The organism is Chryseobacterium endophyticum, from assembly GCF_056333165.1.
This window is the reverse complement of sequence record NZ_JBWGXE010000008.1, coordinates 13,273-28,085: the sequence shown is the minus strand read 5'-3', so window position 1 is coordinate 28,085 and position 14,813 is coordinate 13,273. Positions and strand designations below refer to the sequence as shown.

Sequence of the window (14,813 nt, the reverse complement as noted above, 5' to 3'; positions counted from 1 at the left end):
ACGTAAAATTTCGTCTGATATTTTTTACAGGAAATGTAATATATGGTATTCTTATTTTCTTCCTTTAAATTTTTTTTTGTTACCAACTCGATGTATCTGAATGTTAACGGTAGATTATGTGTTTCTTTAAATAAGTTCTCCATCTGTATAAGTATAATTATAAGTATTGTGCTATTTCTTTTTCTAATAAATAATTACAATCTGCAGAAATGTTTCCAAATTGACCTACCGGATTAACTTCTAGAAAATAATAGGTATTGCCGCTTTTCATAAAATCCAGTGACCCGCAATTGAGATCTAAATTCTGCATTAATTTAATGATTTTCTGCTCTATTTCTTTTGGAAGAGTGTATCGTACATTTCTGTTGGGCTTGTCAATATTATATTTTCTGAAATCTGTTTTTGTCTGTTCATCGTTTTGGGAAAAAATGGCCATTGACCAGATTTTTTCGTTTAGATAAAAGCTTCTGATCTCAAAGTCTTTTTCAATTTTTTCCTGAAAGAAAGTAATAAAAAAGTTTTTTTCTTCCTTCTTTTCTATAACCGTTGTATACATTATACCATCACAGTTTTTTTCTATAGATTCTAAAATGGGGTTTCCGGCAATCGGCTTTACAATAGTTTGGTCTATTATTACCTCATTCGTATTTTCTGCCAGATAATAGTCGGGAATATCTAAACCTATTTTTTTTGCTTTATCTAATACAATTAATTTGTTAACATGACTATTACTCTGCTTATTAATATGTTTTTTTGATTCTAATATTTTAAGTACATAGTCCTCCAGCCAGTGCTGTGTTTCATTCATGTGGATATTAACAGATATGCTTTCATACTGATATCGCTTGAATCTGATACCGCCTCTTCTATACCAGACACTAGTGATTTCATCTAAAAAGAAGAGATTTTTATGACTTTCTATAAAAATTCTTTTACTTTCGGTTTTAATTTCAAAAATTTCATCTTCATATACCAGACTAAATTTCTTATCCATCAATAGAAGCCATTTTAAAACTTCAACTGTTGTTTGATCTTTTTGTTTGGATATTATAAGTATCATTTGCTGTCAAAATAATCTTTTCGTATTTTAGAATAGTGAATAAGGCTTGGAAGGCCAATAGTTTTACGCCTGCGATTGATCATCAAGGAATCTTCATGTGAAGATGTTCCGGAAATATTGTAATAATGTTTGTTCTCTGTGCACAAATAATATTTATCAACGATAAGAGCAAACATGCGGGGAGGAATTTCTCCTGTTTTCAGGTATTCATGTAATCTAGGGTAAATTTTGTTATAATCGAGGCATATTAAGTGAGAAAGAATAGTAGCTGTTATCAGTGGTTCGCCATCATTTCCGGCTGTTCCTACTTTTTTTTCGGAAGGATAACCATATCGGTCAAAGATTTGCAAAAAAAGATTTAGATTTTTATTATCATTCTTCTGCATAATAATTAGGTCTCGACGATTTGTTTCTTTATCTCTCTGGCAGGCTATTGTAAGAGAATCTATCAATTTATGATTTAAATTGTTTTTATATCGGGAAACTTCCTGCCGAACTTCTTTTTCGTCAATTCCGTACTTCTGAAAAAGTGATAAATACTTTTTATATTTATCGCCGGACGGCGTAATTAGACTGATAAGTCTGTACAGACTTTTTTTTCCTCCAAAATCCAAGTGATGATTTTCAGATAATTTTATGTAAGTTTCATACTCCTCTATATATTCCTGATTTTTTGGAGAATAATCTTTAAATAATATATCATATTTTTTAATAGCTAATTCGGGTTTTCCGGCTATTCTGTAGATACTGTCAATTTCATTAATTTTATTGTAATAGGTTATATAGTTGTCGTCTTTCTTTTTACAACCGATGATAAAGAAAGCACTTATTGACAAGATATTTATCAGTTTTGTTTTTTTATAAATCATAGCTGTTAATATGTTCATAAAAAGTAGATAGCAAAGGCTGCTTTTTTAATGCAGCCTTTTTATTTACTATGTTTAATCAAATGTCAGAGTATGTCTTCCTACCCATGTCCATTCACCTGCTGTGTCATCAGTATAGTAATCCTGATCATAGTTTCCACCTGCATTTGAAGGAGCTTTTCTTGAACTTCCACCTGCAAGTAAACCTCCTTTAACAGTTTTCAAGTCATTTAATTTTTTGTTTTCCAAAGAAGAAAAATTCTTCTTCATACCGATTAACTTTTTCATGTTGCTAATTTTTGAGATTAAAATTTTTTTTTACCAGATTAGTCCTGGCTGGGTGTTTTAAGTTAATATTTGAATTGTGCACATACAAACATTAACTTATTTATCAACGTTGATAACTCAAAACTAGAAATAAAATTCAACAATAAGGGAATTAAATTTTGCAATTTTTTTGCAATTTTATTGTGGAACTTGTACACATTTTGCATATTTGTAAAAACAATGCAGTACCATGATTCACGAAAAACTAAGGAATTTAAGAAAACAAAAAAATATATCTCAGGAGACGATGGCAAAAATAATTGGTATCGATACATCCAATTATTCACGCAAAGAGCGAGGTGAAGTTAAAATTTTTGATGATGAATGGGAAAAAATAGCAAAAACTCTTGAGGTAGCTTTAGAGGATATTAAAAATAAAGAAGTAAAATCTGATTTTCAAAAGAATAAATCTGCACAACATGATCCAACTGGTGGCAATGTTAATTATTACAATATCCCTGATTTCTTCATACATACTAATAAAAAATACATCGAAAAACTTGAAAAGGAAATTCAGTTTCTAAAAGAAGAAAATAAATTTTTAAAATCGCAGGTAAATAGATAAGTATTCTTATTTTATCCCAAAAATAAACCGGTCGTTTCCGGATAAATCTTTTATTAAATGGACTTCACTAAAAGCATTGGTATACAACTCCAGCGTCTCTGGTCCCAGCTTCTGATTGATTTCCAAAAACAATAATCCGTTGTCTGATAAATGTTTTTCAGCATCTTCAGCAATTTTGCGGTAGAAAATCAAGGCATCTGAAGTGGGTGAGAACAGTGCCATCATCGGCTCAAAACCCTTTACCGAATCTTCAATTTCCTCCTGTTCATCTATCCCGATGTACGGCGGATTTGAAATGATGATATCGACTTGCTCTTTCAATTCAAAATTAAGGTAGTCGGTATGAATAAAATTGACCTTCAGCTGATGGAAATCGGCATTCTTTCTTGCGGTTTCAAGGGCTTTCTCAGAATAATCGATGGAATGAATTTCTGCATTGGGAAGATGTTTTTTTAAAACAAGGGGTATCACTCCGCTGCCCGTTCCGATATCAAGGATTTTCAGATTTTCGGCACGCTGGTGCGAAGTGTTGATTTTTTTTAACGCAAATTCGAGAAGTTCTTCTGTTTCCGGACGCGGAATAAGAACATCTTCATTTACAAAAAAGCTCATTCCGTAGAATTCGGTTTCTCCGAGAATATGCTGATACGGTCTGTTCTTTTTCAGTTCTTCTATCATTATAAGAAGCCTTTTTTCATCATCCAACAGTAATGCCTGGTCTAAAAACCTGCGTTGGTAAAACGAATTGAATCCTACGATTTTTTCAATGAAAACAGAGGCTAAAAAAGCACTTTCCGAATCGGTATACAGACCGGAAAGTTCGGTTTTGAAATGTTTTTTGTATTCGGAAATCGTCATTTATCTTGTAAAAACCAGTTTGGTATCCGTTGATTTGTCTTCATCGACCCTGTAGCCCTCGTAATTGAAAGCTTTAACATCATTCAGTGTCTGGGCATTGGTTTCAGCGCAGAATCTTGCGACGAGGCCTCTGGCGTGTTTGGTATACACCACGATGGTTTTGGGTTTACCGTCTTTTAATTCATAAAAATCAAAATCGATGACGGTATGGTTAAGCCTTTTCCGGTCAACGGCTTTAAAATATTCGTTGCTGGCGAGGTTAAGGAGGATTTCATTCTTTTTCATTTCAGTATTCAGCTGATCTGTGATCTTCTCTTTCCAGAATTCATATAGATTTTTATAGCTTTCAAACTCAAACGGTCTTCCCATTTCCAGGCGATAGAGCATGACTTTATCAGACGGCTTTAACAATCCGTATAATCCGGAAAGGATGCGATGATTTTTCTGCAGGTAATCAACAGCAGATTTATCCAGAGTTTTAGCATCAAGACCTCTGTAGACTTCACCGGTAAAAGCAAACAGAGCGGGAGCAGATTCTTTTGCGCCAGGCTTTGCTTTCCATTTCTGGTTTCTCTCCCAGTTTTCGTCGGCTAGTTTTGGAGAAATTTCCATCAGTTCAGAAAGATATTTCGGAGATTTTTCCTTTAAATAGGAGTGTATAAAAGCTGCATCGTCAATGAATTTCGGAACTGTCGTTTTCAGCAGGTCGGTAGAGTTTTCTGTATTCATTAACTTGGCAGGAGAGGTAATTATTTTCATACTTTTAAAATACAGATCAATAAATATCCGTAAAATCGTTTATCAGATGTTAATAAAACTTGTCTAAATGGTAAAATGTCTTTAAATGATTCCTTTTCCCTGACGGATGAGTTCCGGCTCTCCTGAAGTAAGATCGACAATCGTGGAAGCGACATTATCCCCATATCCTGAATCGATCACAATGTCTACCAGGTGATCATATTTTTCAGCGATGAGCTCAGGATCGGTAGAATATTCAATAATCTCGTCGTCGTCTTTAATGGAAGTCGAGGCGATCGGATGGCCAAGCTTCTCAACGATCAGCTGCGGGATCGGGTGATCCGGCACACGGATACCGATGGTCTTATGTCCCTTGTACGCCAGCGGTAAGCTTTTATTAGCATCCAGGATGAAGGTAAACGGGCCAGGAAGGTGGCTTTTCAGGAACCTGAAAACCGAAGTGTCGATAGGCCGCGTAAAATCCGACAGATGGCTAAGGTCATTACAGATAATGGAGAATTGGGCTTTCTCCAGTTTCATTTTTTTGATCTGTGCCAGCTTTTCCATTGCTTTTATATCAAAAATATTGCAACCTAAAGCGTACACCGTATCAGAAGGGTAAATGATCAGTCCACCATTATTTAATGTTTTAATAACCTCATTCATAAGATTTTCCTGAGGATTATCGGGGTATATTCTCAATATTTTTGCCATAGCCCAAAGATACGAATATTAAGATAGTTTTGGTAAAATCCCTTTATTTAAAAGAAAAATTAGGATTTTAAAAAATAAGTCGTATATTTGCAATCCAATATCGCGGGATGGAGCAGTAGGTAGCTCGTCGGGCTCATAACCCGAAGGTCATCGGTTCGAGTCCGGTTCCCGCTACTAAGATTAACGTTGTCGGTGACGTTACAAAAGATACACCGCGGGGTGGAGCAGTAGGTAGCTCGTCGGGCTCATAACCCGAAGGTCGCACGTTCGAGTCGTGTCCCCGCTACTAAGAACGCTAACGGTGGCGTTTTAAAAATACACCGCGGGATGGAGCAGTAGGTAGCTCGTCGGGCTCATAACCCGAAGGTCATCGGTTCGAGTCCGGTTCCCGCTACTACAGAGAGAGTATTGTCAACAGGCAATACTCTTTTTTTTATACTACAAGTGGTATCTGTTGTTATTTTAATGGCTCAATTTATGCAGAATAATAGTATACACCATAAATAACAATATTATGTACAAAAAAATCCTGGCAGGTTTGGGCGGTGCTGTTGCGCTGAGCCTTCTGCATGAAGTGATCAGAAAGAATTTCGATAATGTTCCCGAGATTAATAAAGTGGGAGAAGAAGCTTTAAACAAAGCGCTGGATAAGGTAGATGCTAAAGTTACCAGCCACGATCAGCTATATGCCGCGACACTCGCCGGTGATGTGATCGGAAACGGAATGTATTACGCGGCGACTGCAACAGCCGGCTTTAATCTGGCATCAGGAGTTGCCATGGGATTGGGGACAATCTTTCTTCCTGAGAAACTCGGACTTGATGATGCCCCGGTTGCGGAAAACAATCAGAAGAAAGTTATGACGGTTGCCTATTATCTCTTCGGGGCGGTGATCACGAAATTTATTTACGATAAGATCAAATGAAAAATTGCCACAGCAAGCTGTGGCAATTACATTTTCTTCAGGGCTGAAGCCTTATGTACGGCAGATTTTCCGGTTTTCTCGCTCATTACCTCATATTGAGGGTTTTCTTCTGAAGCTCTGCGCTGCCTGCTCATAAATACAAAATCTTTTTTGTGTACTTTGGTAATGATTCCGTGGGTTTCTCCGTTGCTGAATCTCCATTTTACCATGTCTCCTTTTTTTAATGTGCTCATTTTTCTGATTTGGTTATGATGATAACAATAATTATTGTGCCATACTGAAGTGAGGCGGTCCAAAAAAAAATCCCGCCTGAAAAAGCGGGATGATATATATTAAATTAAATCGGTGATTTATGGTACCAGCTGGTTGAAAGGCTTTAACGCATTATCATCAGCCATGGTCTGGCCTATAAATTCTTTTTTCTGCATTCCTTTCATTCTGCCTGCCGCATCATTTCCGTTAAAGTAAGACTCGCTTAGTTTTGTGGTGATTTCAGAAGGATTAAAATCAAATTTAGTATCGCCCTCTACGCCAAGATATCCGTTCTTACGGGTAAGGTTGGTGATATAATTGTTGTAATTGATCAGTGTCCCTCTGAACATTGAGTTGTGATATTCCATGCACTTTTTTGCTTTCTTGGAAGAGTTGTTGAGGATACAGTTGTTCATATTTCCTCGGTAAAGACGCCATTCAAGTTCTACTTTTCCGTATTCCTTTGCCAGGGCTGCTGTTCCGTTGGAAAGAATATTAGGATCACTTTCTTTTTCACTGATCTCTTTTAAGTTTTTAATAACAAGGGGAACGGTATTTTCAATCTTGGTCTTAGCTTCACCTATTGCACTGAAATCCGCTGCCGGAGAACCTTTTTTCTGAGCGGTCGTTACATTAAAAATCAGTAGTAATAGTACAATTAACAAATTATATCTTTTCATGAGAAATTTTTAAAGCACTAAAATAAATATATTTTCTGAGTTAAGACAAATTCATTTTAATTTTATTTAATAAATTTTAACAAATCTTTAATATTAATTGTTCATCGTTGCAAAAATGATGGTCTGATACTTTTTTTTCAAGCTATATGGCAGGCGAATTAAAATTATTTTTCAAATACAATGATATCATCATCATTTCCCATAATCACTTTTTGGGCAAGATTGATAAATAAGCCATGCCCTACAATACCTTCAATTTCATTCATGGTACGTGACAGTTCTGAAGGATCGGTAATGAAACCAAAATCTACATCCATGATATAATTGCCTTCATCTGTTAAAAACGGACGATTTTGAACAAACCGAATATTTCCTTCTCCCTGTAAGTCGCGAATTTTGGATTCTACATATTTTGATGCAAAAGGAATTACTTCAATCGGCAGCTTGAATTTACCAAGCTTTTCCACGTGTTTAGACGAATCGGCAATAATTATTTCTTCCTTTGTCATCGATGCAACAATTTTTTCCCGAAGCAAGGCACCTCCACCACCTTTGATTAATGTTAAGTCTTTAGTAAATTCATCTGCGCCATCAATCGTTATGTCAATTGTATCGATCGTGTTAATATCAATAATGGGAATTCCCAGGGAAACCGCTAATTCCTGTGTTTTATCAGATGTTGGAACAGCCCTGATCCGAAGCCCGTTTTTAACAAACTCTGCAATTTCTTTGATGGCATAATAGATGGTTGAACCGGTTCCGAGACCTATAACGGTATGGTCACTTAAATATTTAACGGCTTCTTTTGCTGCAAGCTGTTTTTCCTTTTCTAAATCTTTTCTCATTATGATGATGATAACGATTTTTTCTTCAATTTAAGAATTTAGAATAAATAGCACACTCTTTCACGAATTAAAACAGGGAATAAATTTATACTTAAAAATTAACAAAATTTTAATAAAATTTATTACACTCATTTTCAGCTAATTATATGAACCAAATTCTTATCACTAAAAAAATAGTTGTTTGATTCGATTTTATTTCTACATTTGTATAACTAATTTCTTAGTGATATCAGATCGTGAATGATGATCGCTATAATGATAAATAAAAAGTATGAAGATTCAGACATTAACAAAAGCGGAGGAGCAGGTAATGCAATATTTGTGGAAACTGGAAAAAGGATTTCTGAAAGATGTCCTCGACTTATTTCCCGAACCGAAACCTCATACCAATACCGTCTCCACTATTTTAAAGGTATTGAAGGAAAAAGACTTTGTCGATTACAATGTATATGGAAGACAGCATGAATATTTTCCATTGGTATCGAAGGAACAGTATTCCGGGAAAACCATGAAAAGCCTGGTAAAAAATTATTTCAAAGGTTCTTACAAGAGTGCAGTTTCATTTCTTGTGGAAAAAAATGAAATGACCGTGGAAGACCTTGAAATGCTTTTGAACGAACTTAAAAAGAAAAACTAACCCCTATGGAAACTGTACTTTTATACTTCGGAAAAGTTATTTTGTGTTCAGGTGTAATGTTTTTGTATTATAAGTTGTCTTTAAAAGACAAGACATTCCATCATTACAACAGATTTTATCTTTTGTTTGCGATGCTGATATCGTTGCTGCTTCCTTTGATAAAGATCGAGGATTTTACCATTGAGGTAAGCAATGATATCTATAAGTTAATAGATACGGTACAGAATTTTAACCATAAAAACCCAACCCATGATTACCCTTATTTTAGAATTATTTTTTCAGCTTTGGGACTGGTTTCTTGCTATTTTTTAGGAAGATTCATCTATGGAATTATCAAAATCCAGCAGCTAAAAAAACAGTTTCAGCGAGAAAGCTTTGACGGTATCAATTTTTACCGTACCAACCTTACCGAAGCCCCGTTTTCGTACTTCAAAAATCTTTTCTGGAAGAATTCCATTACCCTCAATTCGGATATCGGAAAGCAGATTTTAAAGCATGAAATGGTACATATTGAGCAGAAACATTCATTCGATAAAATCTTTATCGAGATCATTACCTCTGTTTTCTGGTTCAATCCTTTTTTTCATATCATTAAAAAGGAAATTAGTTTAATTCACGAATACCTGGCCGATAAAAAGGCCGTAAAAAAATCGGACACCCAAGCATTTGCGCAGATGCTTTTAGCAAGCCACTTTTCCGGAAACCCGTTGCCTGCCACCAGTCCGTTTCTTAGTTCAAATCTAAAAAAACGATTAAAAATGTTACAAAAACCTAAAACCAAATTCGGGTATGCGCGCAGAATTTTTGCATTACCGGTGGTATTTTCAGTAGCTTTCGCTTACCTGGTGAACGCCAAAAATCAGGAAATCAAAGCAACCAATATGGAGATTGAGAAAGCCGTTTCTCAAATTAAAAAAGAAGATAAACCCATCTTAAAAAAAGATACGATTACACCAAAATCACCAAAGGAGAATGAAGTCTTATCGCCAAAAGATCTGAAGGAAAATCAAAAAAGAATTTCAGCATTAAATAAAGATATTGCCGAAAAGAGTAAAGGTCTGGAAAAGCTGAAGCCTGAAAGTGAAGAGTTTCAGGTGAAGGTTAAAGAAATAGCGGCATTGGCTTCAGAGGCCGTAAAGATCAGTGATGCGGAAATGATGCAGAAATTAGGGAGCGATTTTAAAATCAACAATAAGGTAAAAACGAATGTCGACTGGGAAATTGTTACCGAAGGTGAGCCCACGATCCGTGAAATGTCAGATTTTAAATTCGATTTCCCCGATACGCCGCCAACCCCGCCGAATGCGCCCAATGTAAAGCTCTATACTTTTAAGGGAACCGGTGATATAAACTGGTCCCCGGAAATGGAGAAATCTCTGAAAATGTATGGACCAAACACCAAAGAGTCGGTGGCAACCGCTAAGAAAAGAGCAAAACTTGAAAAAGAAAGAGCACGTCTTGAAGCGAAAAGGGCCAAGCTTGAAGGCGAAAGAGCAAAACTGGAAGCAGAAAGAAGAGCGCTTGACGGTAACCGAAGAGCATTCATATACAGCAGTACCTTTAATAATTCCCCAGAGATCAATGGCCTCACGCTTAGAACGGATGGTGTGAAAATCCGGAGCAACGGGAAATCAATCATCGCATCAGGAATCAAAAATGCCAGTGGTGAAGAAGATATGACGGTCTATATCGACGGAAAGCTTTCCACAAAAAAAGATATGCAGGCTCTCGATCCGGCAAAGATCAAGAGTATGAATATCAGTAAAAAAAGATTAACCGGAGAAAATACTTCAGGAGAAATCAGAATCGAAACAAGAAGATAAAAGTTCCATCAGCTCTGTTAATACCATTGAATTGACAGAGCTTTTTTTTAAAACCTATTACCAATGAAAAATATCGTACTTCTTTTTTTATGCTTTACAGTTGCTGCGCATGCACAGATCAACCGTTTTTTCTACGAATATAAATTTATACCGGATTCCAATAATAAAAGCGATGTGAAAAATGAAATGATGTATCTCGACATCGATCAGAAGGGATCCCGCTATTACAGCCGCGATAAATACGTTTCAGATTCCACCAACCAGGCAGAGATGGAAAAGCAGATCCGGTCATCTTCCGGAAATATCAATATCAACAGGAACGAAAAACAGGGAATCGTTTCATTTAAAGTCACCAAAACATACCCGGATTTTACGACTTATCTTTTCAGAAATATCTCTTCCGACAGATATAAAATCAAAGAAGATCAAAAGCCGGAATGGAAAATACTGGCCGACAAACAGAAGATCGGCGAATACAATGCCCAAAAAGCAACCACGAGTTTTGGAGGAAGAGACTGGGTAGCCTGGTTTTCCACCGATATTCCGTTTCAGGACGGTCCGTATAAATTCTATGGCTTGCCGGGATTGATCGTAAAGATTGAAGACACCACAGGCTCGCACATCATGACCCTGGTCGGAAACAAGACGTTACCGGCATCCACCGGTGAAGAGAAAGAACTCGAGCTGCCAAAAAATATGCGCGTTTTCGGGATGGGAGGCAAAGAACTGGAAGTCACCAAAGACCAGTTCAGGAAAGCATGGAAGGCGTACGTCAACGATCCTACCAAAAATATGCGGGAAATGATGATGGGGAATACCGATACGTCAAAGGTCACTTTTAAAGTAAAAACGGCGGACGGCAAAGAAATGTCAGACCCTAATCAGGTGTTCAGGGAAATGGAAAAAAGAGCCAAGGAATCTTTAGCCAAAAATAACAATCCCATCGAGCCGGATTTAGTAAAATAGAGGTTCCTGGAATTTAAATACAAATTAAATGATGCTTAAAAAATCCATTTCTCTGTTTCTCTGCTACATGTACAGTATAACAGTTTGGGGACAGGCAAAGCAGCCTCTTGATCCTGTGTATATTTCCGGCTATTTTAAGGAAATTAAAAAAGCAACTGAGCATGGATTTGGAATCTGGAACAGGGATTTGTACGGGAACATTCTCCTCGTTGACCCTGTGACGCGTCAATTATACAGCAATAATCCCGATCTGAACCATGTTCTGGAACCTGATGAGAATATTTATCAGGGCGTGCTTCCTGACACCATTAATATTGCCAATACTTCGGTTCAGTGGGGAGGCAAAGTCTGGGCAATGATTATGCTTCCTCTTCCTGACGACAAATATGAAAGGGTTAATCTCTCGGTTCACGAGCTATTCCATACGGTTCAGTCATCACTGGGTTTTTCCCAAAACAACAAGGAAAGCAATCATCTTGAGAATAAAGAGGGCAGAATATACCTTCGGCTGGAACTGGAAGCGCTCAGAAAAGCAGTTCTTTCCGCTACATCAAAGGAGCAGAACGGCCATCTGAGGCAAGCTTTAATATTCAGGAAACATAGAAACGCACTTTTTCCGGGATCAGGTGATACTGAAAATCAGCTTGAACTTAATGAAGGCATCGCGGAATATACCGGTTTTGCCATGAGCGGCAGAAATAAAAAACAGATAAAGAAACATTTTATCAATGATCTGGACAATTTTATGATAAATCCTACCTATGTACGATCATTTGCTTATGTGACCACGCCGATATACGGATATCTTTTAAGCCTGAAAAATAAAACCTGGAACCGGCAGATATCAGCCAAAACAAATTTAACGGATTTCTTTATCGAAAAATTAAAGATAAAAATGCCCGCTCATGTGGAATCTATTCCGGAAAAGATCATTGAAGAATACAATGGAGCTTCCATTATGGCTCAGGAAACATTACGAGACGAAAAAATACAGGAAAAAATAGCAGATTATAAAACTAAATTTATTGAAAAGCCTCATTTCGAAATCGTCTTTGAAAAGATGAACATGTCATTTGATCCAAGAAATATATTTTCTCTTGGAAATCAGGGAACCGTCTATCCCAATATAAGAGTTACAGATAATTGGGGGATTCTCGAAGTAAAGAATGCCGCACTGGTTTCTTCAGATTGGAATAGGATATCAGTCAGTATCCCTGAAAAGATAAATGCCACAACCATTGAAGGTGATGGATGGATCCTAAAGCTCAACAGTAATTATAGGATAGAAAAAGACGAAAAAAACGGCAATTATATTCTTGTTAAGCAATGATCTTCTGAGAAGTTGCAATGACATATTTTACAATAAAAGCAGGGTGAAGTGATCTTTCATCCTGTTTCTTTTTATTATCTTTAAAATTAAATCAACCAATCAAAATAAGAATATGACAGAAAAGGAGAAATGCGAAAAAGGGCTTTTATACAATGCCAATTATGATCAGGAACTTATCAATGAAAGAATAGCTGCCAAAGACCTCTGCCACGAATACAACCAGCTTAAGAACTCAGACTCCGAAGGGCGTGAAGCACTCTTAAAAAAAATATTGGGAAAAACAGGAAAGAATATCTGTATAGAACCGAGCTTCTGGTGCGACTACGGCTACAATATTGAAGTGGGCGAAAACTTTTATTCCAATCATCATCTCGTGGTTTTAGACTGTGCAAAAGTGACCTTCGGAAGCAACGTTTTTATCGGTCCCAATTGTGGGTTTTACACGGCAAATCACCCCATCGACGCAAAACAGAGAAATGAAGGACTGGAAACTGCCCATCCCATAACGGTCGGTGACAATGTATGGTTCGGCGGAAATGTTGTCGTCCTTCCCGGCGTTTCGATAGGCAGCAATGCTGTGATCGGGGCAGGAAGCATCGTGACGAAGGATATTCCCGACAACGTAGTAGCAGTAGGAAATCCCTGCAAGGTTGTAAAAAATATCGGGGGATAAAAACCATGGCTCGGAAACAAAGTTTCCGAGCCATGGTTTTATATTGAAAACGAAAGCTTATGCTTAAGCCAGTTTCTGTGAATCTGCGATAAACTGAGCCAGTCCGTTATCTGTCAATGGATGCTTAAGAAGGCTCAAGATCGGAGGAAGCGGTGACGTAATCACGTCGGCACCAATCTTCGCACAGTCGATGATGTGCATAGCGTGACGGATAGAAGCCGCTAAAATCTCAGTTTCATACATATAGTTGTCAAAAATCAGTCTGATCTCCTGGATTAGGTTCAGTCCGTCCGTTGAAATATCATCAAGTCTTCCAAGGAAAGGAGAAACATACGTTGCTCCGGCCTTCGCTGCCAAAAGAGCCTGCCCCGGAGAGAAGATCAATGTACAGTTGGTTCTTATTCCTTTATCTGAAAAATATTTTAACGCTTTGATTCCGTCTTTGATCATTGGGATCTTCACCACGATGTTCGGGTGGATGGCTGCCAATTCATCTCCTTCTTTAATCATCTCTTCATACGTGGTAGAAAGCACCTCGGCAGAAATATCTCCGTCTACGATCTCACAAATAGCTTTATAGTGGTTTTTGATCGCCTCAGCACCCTGAATTCCTTCTTTAGCCATCAATGACGGATTCGTGGTAACCCCATCAAGAATTCCAAGATCTTTAGCTTCTTTAATTTGCTCTAAATTAGCAGTGTCAATAAAAAATTTCATGTTTTACAGATTTATGTACTACAAAGATAATCATTCCTTTTTGGTAAGAGAAATTTAAATGGGGAAGATTACGGAGGGAGGTTAAAGGTTTAAAGTTAAGGATAAGAGTAGGGTTGAGTTAGCGAAGATATATTTGTTAAATCTGGGAATCATTTGATCAATAGAGGCGGACTTTAGTCCGCCTTCCACAACCAAATGTAATCCAAATGGCTTTAGCCAAAAAATCATATTGAAGTATTATTTCTCATTAATATTGCAAGCTTTATTGATTTAATCTAAAGAATAATCTGCTAAATCAGCAAAATCAGCGGGAGCATAAGGAAAACCGTCCAATATTATTGATGATCAGTATTTATTCAATCCTAATCAATAATCCGAAAGTCCGTCGCACCCGTGCAACAGGTTTTCGGGAACCTCCGAAAAGTCATTACACCCTTGCGACAAACTTTCGGGAACCTCCGAAAACCTCCTGCACCATGCAGCAGACTTTCGGATACCCCCGAAAACTTCCTGCAGCCTGCACGGAACTTTCGGGTCGTTATGGAACAAAAAAAGAGATTGTTTTAAAAGTTAGTCTTTTTTTGTAATAGCCACTGCTTTATCTCACAGTTAGTATTTTTAAATAATCATTTTATAGCTCGGCATCATTCTAATTTGCTCCATCGGAACAATATCTGTGTAGATCAATATCACCATCTTGTACCAGAACTCCGTCGGAGTTCTATCTTGTTATAGCACACCTAAGACATGCTTGCAATATTCTATTGTTTTTCTGCTACAAAGATATTGCTCTTATGCATCATAAACAGACTTGGTCCATTTCCGGTAGCAAAAAGA

Annotated in this window: 18 protein-coding genes and 3 tRNA genes; 10 read left to right on the top strand and 11 right to left on the bottom strand. The window is 37.1% G+C overall.

Annotated elements, in window-relative coordinates; genetic code table 11:
* Positions 1 to 157: 157 nt before the first annotated feature.
* From gwsG to AC0N32_RS16280, 3 genes are all read right to left on the bottom strand, one after another.
* Positions 158 to 1,060 (bottom strand): grasp-with-spasm system ATP-grasp peptide maturase, encoded by a 903-nt coding sequence (gene gwsG, locus AC0N32_RS16290; protein WP_476394898.1) that lies wholly within the window; start codon positions 1,058 to 1,060, stop codon positions 158 to 160.
* Positions 1,057 to 1,929, bottom strand: coding sequence for a hypothetical protein (locus tag AC0N32_RS16285; RefSeq protein ID WP_476394897.1), 873 nt, complete (start codon positions 1,927 to 1,929; stop codon positions 1,057 to 1,059). Before AC0N32_RS16285 ends, gwsG begins: the two co-directional genes overlap by 4 nt.
* Positions 1,930 to 2,001: 72 nt before the next feature.
* Positions 2,002 to 2,214, bottom strand: a complete 213-nt coding sequence (locus AC0N32_RS16280; protein ID WP_476394896.1) for a hypothetical protein — start codon at positions 2,212 to 2,214, stop codon at positions 2,002 to 2,004.
* A 229-nt stretch (positions 2,215 to 2,443) separates the two neighbouring features.
* Between AC0N32_RS16280 and AC0N32_RS16275 the strand changes: the two genes are divergently transcribed.
* A complete protein-coding gene (locus AC0N32_RS16275; protein WP_476394895.1) occupies positions 2,444 to 2,818 on the top strand; it encodes a helix-turn-helix domain-containing protein in 375 nt (124 codons plus the stop codon).
* Positions 2,819 to 2,824: 6 nt separating this feature from the next.
* On the opposite strand, the gene prmC is transcribed toward AC0N32_RS16275, so the two are convergent.
* The 3 genes from prmC to AC0N32_RS16260 form a co-directional block, all read right to left on the bottom strand.
* Positions 2,825 to 3,676, bottom strand: a complete 852-nt coding sequence (prmC, locus tag AC0N32_RS16270) for a peptide chain release factor N(5)-glutamine methyltransferase (protein ID WP_476394894.1) — start codon at positions 3,674 to 3,676, stop codon at positions 2,825 to 2,827.
* The gene (gene yaaA / locus AC0N32_RS16265; protein ID WP_476394893.1) at positions 3,677 to 4,435 is read right to left on the bottom strand and encodes a peroxide stress protein YaaA; all 759 of its coding nucleotides are present in this window, start codon (positions 4,433 to 4,435) and stop codon (positions 3,677 to 3,679) included.
* 81 nt (positions 4,436 to 4,516) lie between these two features.
* On the bottom strand, positions 4,517 to 5,128 hold the full coding sequence (locus tag AC0N32_RS16260; RefSeq protein WP_476394892.1) for an L-threonylcarbamoyladenylate synthase: 612 nt from the start codon (positions 5,126 to 5,128) through the stop codon (positions 4,517 to 4,519).
* 101 nt (positions 5,129 to 5,229) lie between these two features.
* Between AC0N32_RS16260 and AC0N32_RS16255 the strand changes: the two genes are divergently transcribed.
* The 4 genes from AC0N32_RS16255 (at position 5,230) to AC0N32_RS16240 (ending at position 6,053) form a co-directional block, all read left to right on the top strand.
* A tRNA-Met gene (locus tag AC0N32_RS16255) sits at positions 5,230 to 5,302 on the top strand.
* Positions 5,303 to 5,341: 39 nt separating this feature from the next.
* Positions 5,342 to 5,414 (top strand) — tRNA-Met (locus tag AC0N32_RS16250).
* Between the two features lie 35 nt (positions 5,415 to 5,449).
* Positions 5,450 to 5,522, top strand: a tRNA-Met gene (locus AC0N32_RS16245).
* A gap of 120 nt (positions 5,523 to 5,642) precedes the next feature.
* The gene (locus tag AC0N32_RS16240) at positions 5,643 to 6,053 is read left to right on the top strand and encodes a hypothetical protein (protein ID WP_476394891.1); all 411 of its coding nucleotides are present in this window, start codon (positions 5,643 to 5,645) and stop codon (positions 6,051 to 6,053) included.
* Positions 6,054 to 6,079: 26 nt separating this feature from the next.
* Here the strand turns inward: AC0N32_RS16240 and AC0N32_RS16235 are convergent, their stop codons facing one another.
* The 3 genes from AC0N32_RS16235 to rpiA all read right to left on the bottom strand — a co-directional run bounded on the left by AC0N32_RS16235 (position 6,080) and on the right by rpiA (position 7,830).
* Entirely contained in the window at positions 6,080 to 6,286 is a 207-nt protein-coding gene (locus AC0N32_RS16235; RefSeq protein WP_476394890.1) for a hypervirulence associated TUDOR domain-containing protein, read from the bottom strand.
* 117 nt (positions 6,287 to 6,403) lie between these two features.
* Positions 6,404 to 6,985 (bottom strand): hypothetical protein, encoded by a 582-nt coding sequence (locus AC0N32_RS16230; RefSeq protein WP_476394889.1) that lies wholly within the window; start codon positions 6,983 to 6,985, stop codon positions 6,404 to 6,406.
* 164 nt (positions 6,986 to 7,149) lie between these two features.
* The gene (gene rpiA, locus AC0N32_RS16225; protein WP_476394888.1) at positions 7,150 to 7,830 is read right to left on the bottom strand and encodes a ribose-5-phosphate isomerase RpiA; all 681 of its coding nucleotides are present in this window, start codon (positions 7,828 to 7,830) and stop codon (positions 7,150 to 7,152) included.
* 271 nt (positions 7,831 to 8,101) lie between these two features.
* Here rpiA and AC0N32_RS16220 point away from each other — a divergent pair, with 271 nt between their 5' ends.
* The 5 genes from AC0N32_RS16220 (at position 8,102) to AC0N32_RS16200 (ending at position 13,259) form a co-directional block, all read left to right on the top strand.
* Complete coding sequence (locus tag AC0N32_RS16220; RefSeq protein ID WP_476394887.1) at positions 8,102 to 8,467, top strand: BlaI/MecI/CopY family transcriptional regulator; 366 nt, start codon at positions 8,102 to 8,104, stop codon at positions 8,465 to 8,467.
* Positions 8,468 to 8,472: 5 nt separating this feature from the next.
* Entirely contained in the window at positions 8,473 to 10,290 is a 1,818-nt protein-coding gene (locus AC0N32_RS16215; RefSeq protein ID WP_476394886.1) for a M56 family metallopeptidase, read from the top strand.
* 63 nt (positions 10,291 to 10,353) lie between these two features.
* Positions 10,354 to 11,256 (top strand): GLPGLI family protein, encoded by a 903-nt coding sequence (locus tag AC0N32_RS16210; protein ID WP_476394885.1) that lies wholly within the window; start codon positions 10,354 to 10,356, stop codon positions 11,254 to 11,256.
* 28 nt (positions 11,257 to 11,284) lie between these two features.
* Entirely contained in the window at positions 11,285 to 12,586 is a 1,302-nt protein-coding gene (locus AC0N32_RS16205) for a hypothetical protein (protein ID WP_476394884.1), read from the top strand.
* A 112-nt stretch (positions 12,587 to 12,698) separates the two neighbouring features.
* Entirely contained in the window at positions 12,699 to 13,259 is a 561-nt protein-coding gene (locus tag AC0N32_RS16200; RefSeq protein WP_476394883.1) for a sugar O-acetyltransferase, read from the top strand.
* Between the two features lie 63 nt (positions 13,260 to 13,322).
* Here AC0N32_RS16200 and fsa read toward each other — a convergent pair whose 3' ends face one another.
* Positions 13,323 to 13,976, bottom strand: a complete 654-nt coding sequence (gene fsa / locus AC0N32_RS16195) for a fructose-6-phosphate aldolase (RefSeq protein ID WP_476394882.1) — start codon at positions 13,974 to 13,976, stop codon at positions 13,323 to 13,325.
* Positions 13,977 to 14,342: 366 nt separating this feature from the next.
* A complete protein-coding gene (locus AC0N32_RS16190; RefSeq protein ID WP_476394881.1) occupies positions 14,343 to 14,525 on the bottom strand; it encodes a hypothetical protein in 183 nt (60 codons plus the stop codon).
* Between the last annotated feature and the right edge of the window lie 288 nt (positions 14,526 to 14,813).

Excerpts from the sequence above, each read along its gene's own strand:
- gwsG (WP_476394898.1), bottom strand. The coding sequence starts at position 1,060 with ATGATACTTATAATATCCAAACAAAAAGATCAAACAACAGTTGAAGTT.
- AC0N32_RS16200 (WP_476394883.1), top strand. The coding sequence starts at position 12,699 with ATGACAGAAAAGGAGAAATGCGAAAAAGGGCTTTTATACAATGCCAAT.
- fsa (WP_476394882.1), bottom strand. The coding sequence starts at position 13,976 with ATGAAATTTTTTATTGACACTGCTAATTTAGAGCAAATTAAAGAAGCT.
- AC0N32_RS16240 (WP_476394891.1), top strand. The coding sequence starts at position 5,643 with ATGTACAAAAAAATCCTGGCAGGTTTGGGCGGTGCTGTTGCGCTGAGC.
- prmC (WP_476394894.1), bottom strand. The coding sequence starts at position 3,676 with ATGACGATTTCCGAATACAAAAAACATTTCAAAACCGAACTTTCCGGT.
- AC0N32_RS16230 (WP_476394889.1), bottom strand. The coding sequence starts at position 6,985 with ATGAAAAGATATAATTTGTTAATTGTACTATTACTACTGATTTTTAAT.
- AC0N32_RS16280 (WP_476394896.1), bottom strand. The coding sequence starts at position 2,214 with ATGAAAAAGTTAATCGGTATGAAGAAGAATTTTTCTTCTTTGGAAAAC.
- AC0N32_RS16215 (WP_476394886.1), top strand. The coding sequence starts at position 8,473 with ATGGAAACTGTACTTTTATACTTCGGAAAAGTTATTTTGTGTTCAGGT.
- AC0N32_RS16235 (WP_476394890.1), bottom strand. The coding sequence starts at position 6,286 with ATGAGCACATTAAAAAAAGGAGACATGGTAAAATGGAGATTCAGCAAC.
- AC0N32_RS16220 (WP_476394887.1), top strand. The coding sequence starts at position 8,102 with ATGAAGATTCAGACATTAACAAAAGCGGAGGAGCAGGTAATGCAATAT.
- AC0N32_RS16285 (WP_476394897.1), bottom strand. The coding sequence starts at position 1,929 with ATGATTTATAAAAAAACAAAACTGATAAATATCTTGTCAATAAGTGCT.
- yaaA (WP_476394893.1), bottom strand. The coding sequence starts at position 4,435 with ATGAAAATAATTACCTCTCCTGCCAAGTTAATGAATACAGAAAACTCT.
- AC0N32_RS16205 (WP_476394884.1), top strand. The coding sequence starts at position 11,285 with ATGATGCTTAAAAAATCCATTTCTCTGTTTCTCTGCTACATGTACAGT.
- AC0N32_RS16260 (WP_476394892.1), bottom strand. The coding sequence starts at position 5,128 with ATGGCAAAAATATTGAGAATATACCCCGATAATCCTCAGGAAAATCTT.
- AC0N32_RS16210 (WP_476394885.1), top strand. The coding sequence starts at position 10,354 with ATGAAAAATATCGTACTTCTTTTTTTATGCTTTACAGTTGCTGCGCAT.
- rpiA (WP_476394888.1), bottom strand. The coding sequence starts at position 7,830 with ATGAGAAAAGATTTAGAAAAGGAAAAACAGCTTGCAGCAAAAGAAGCC.
- AC0N32_RS16275 (WP_476394895.1), top strand. The coding sequence starts at position 2,444 with ATGATTCACGAAAAACTAAGGAATTTAAGAAAACAAAAAAATATATCT.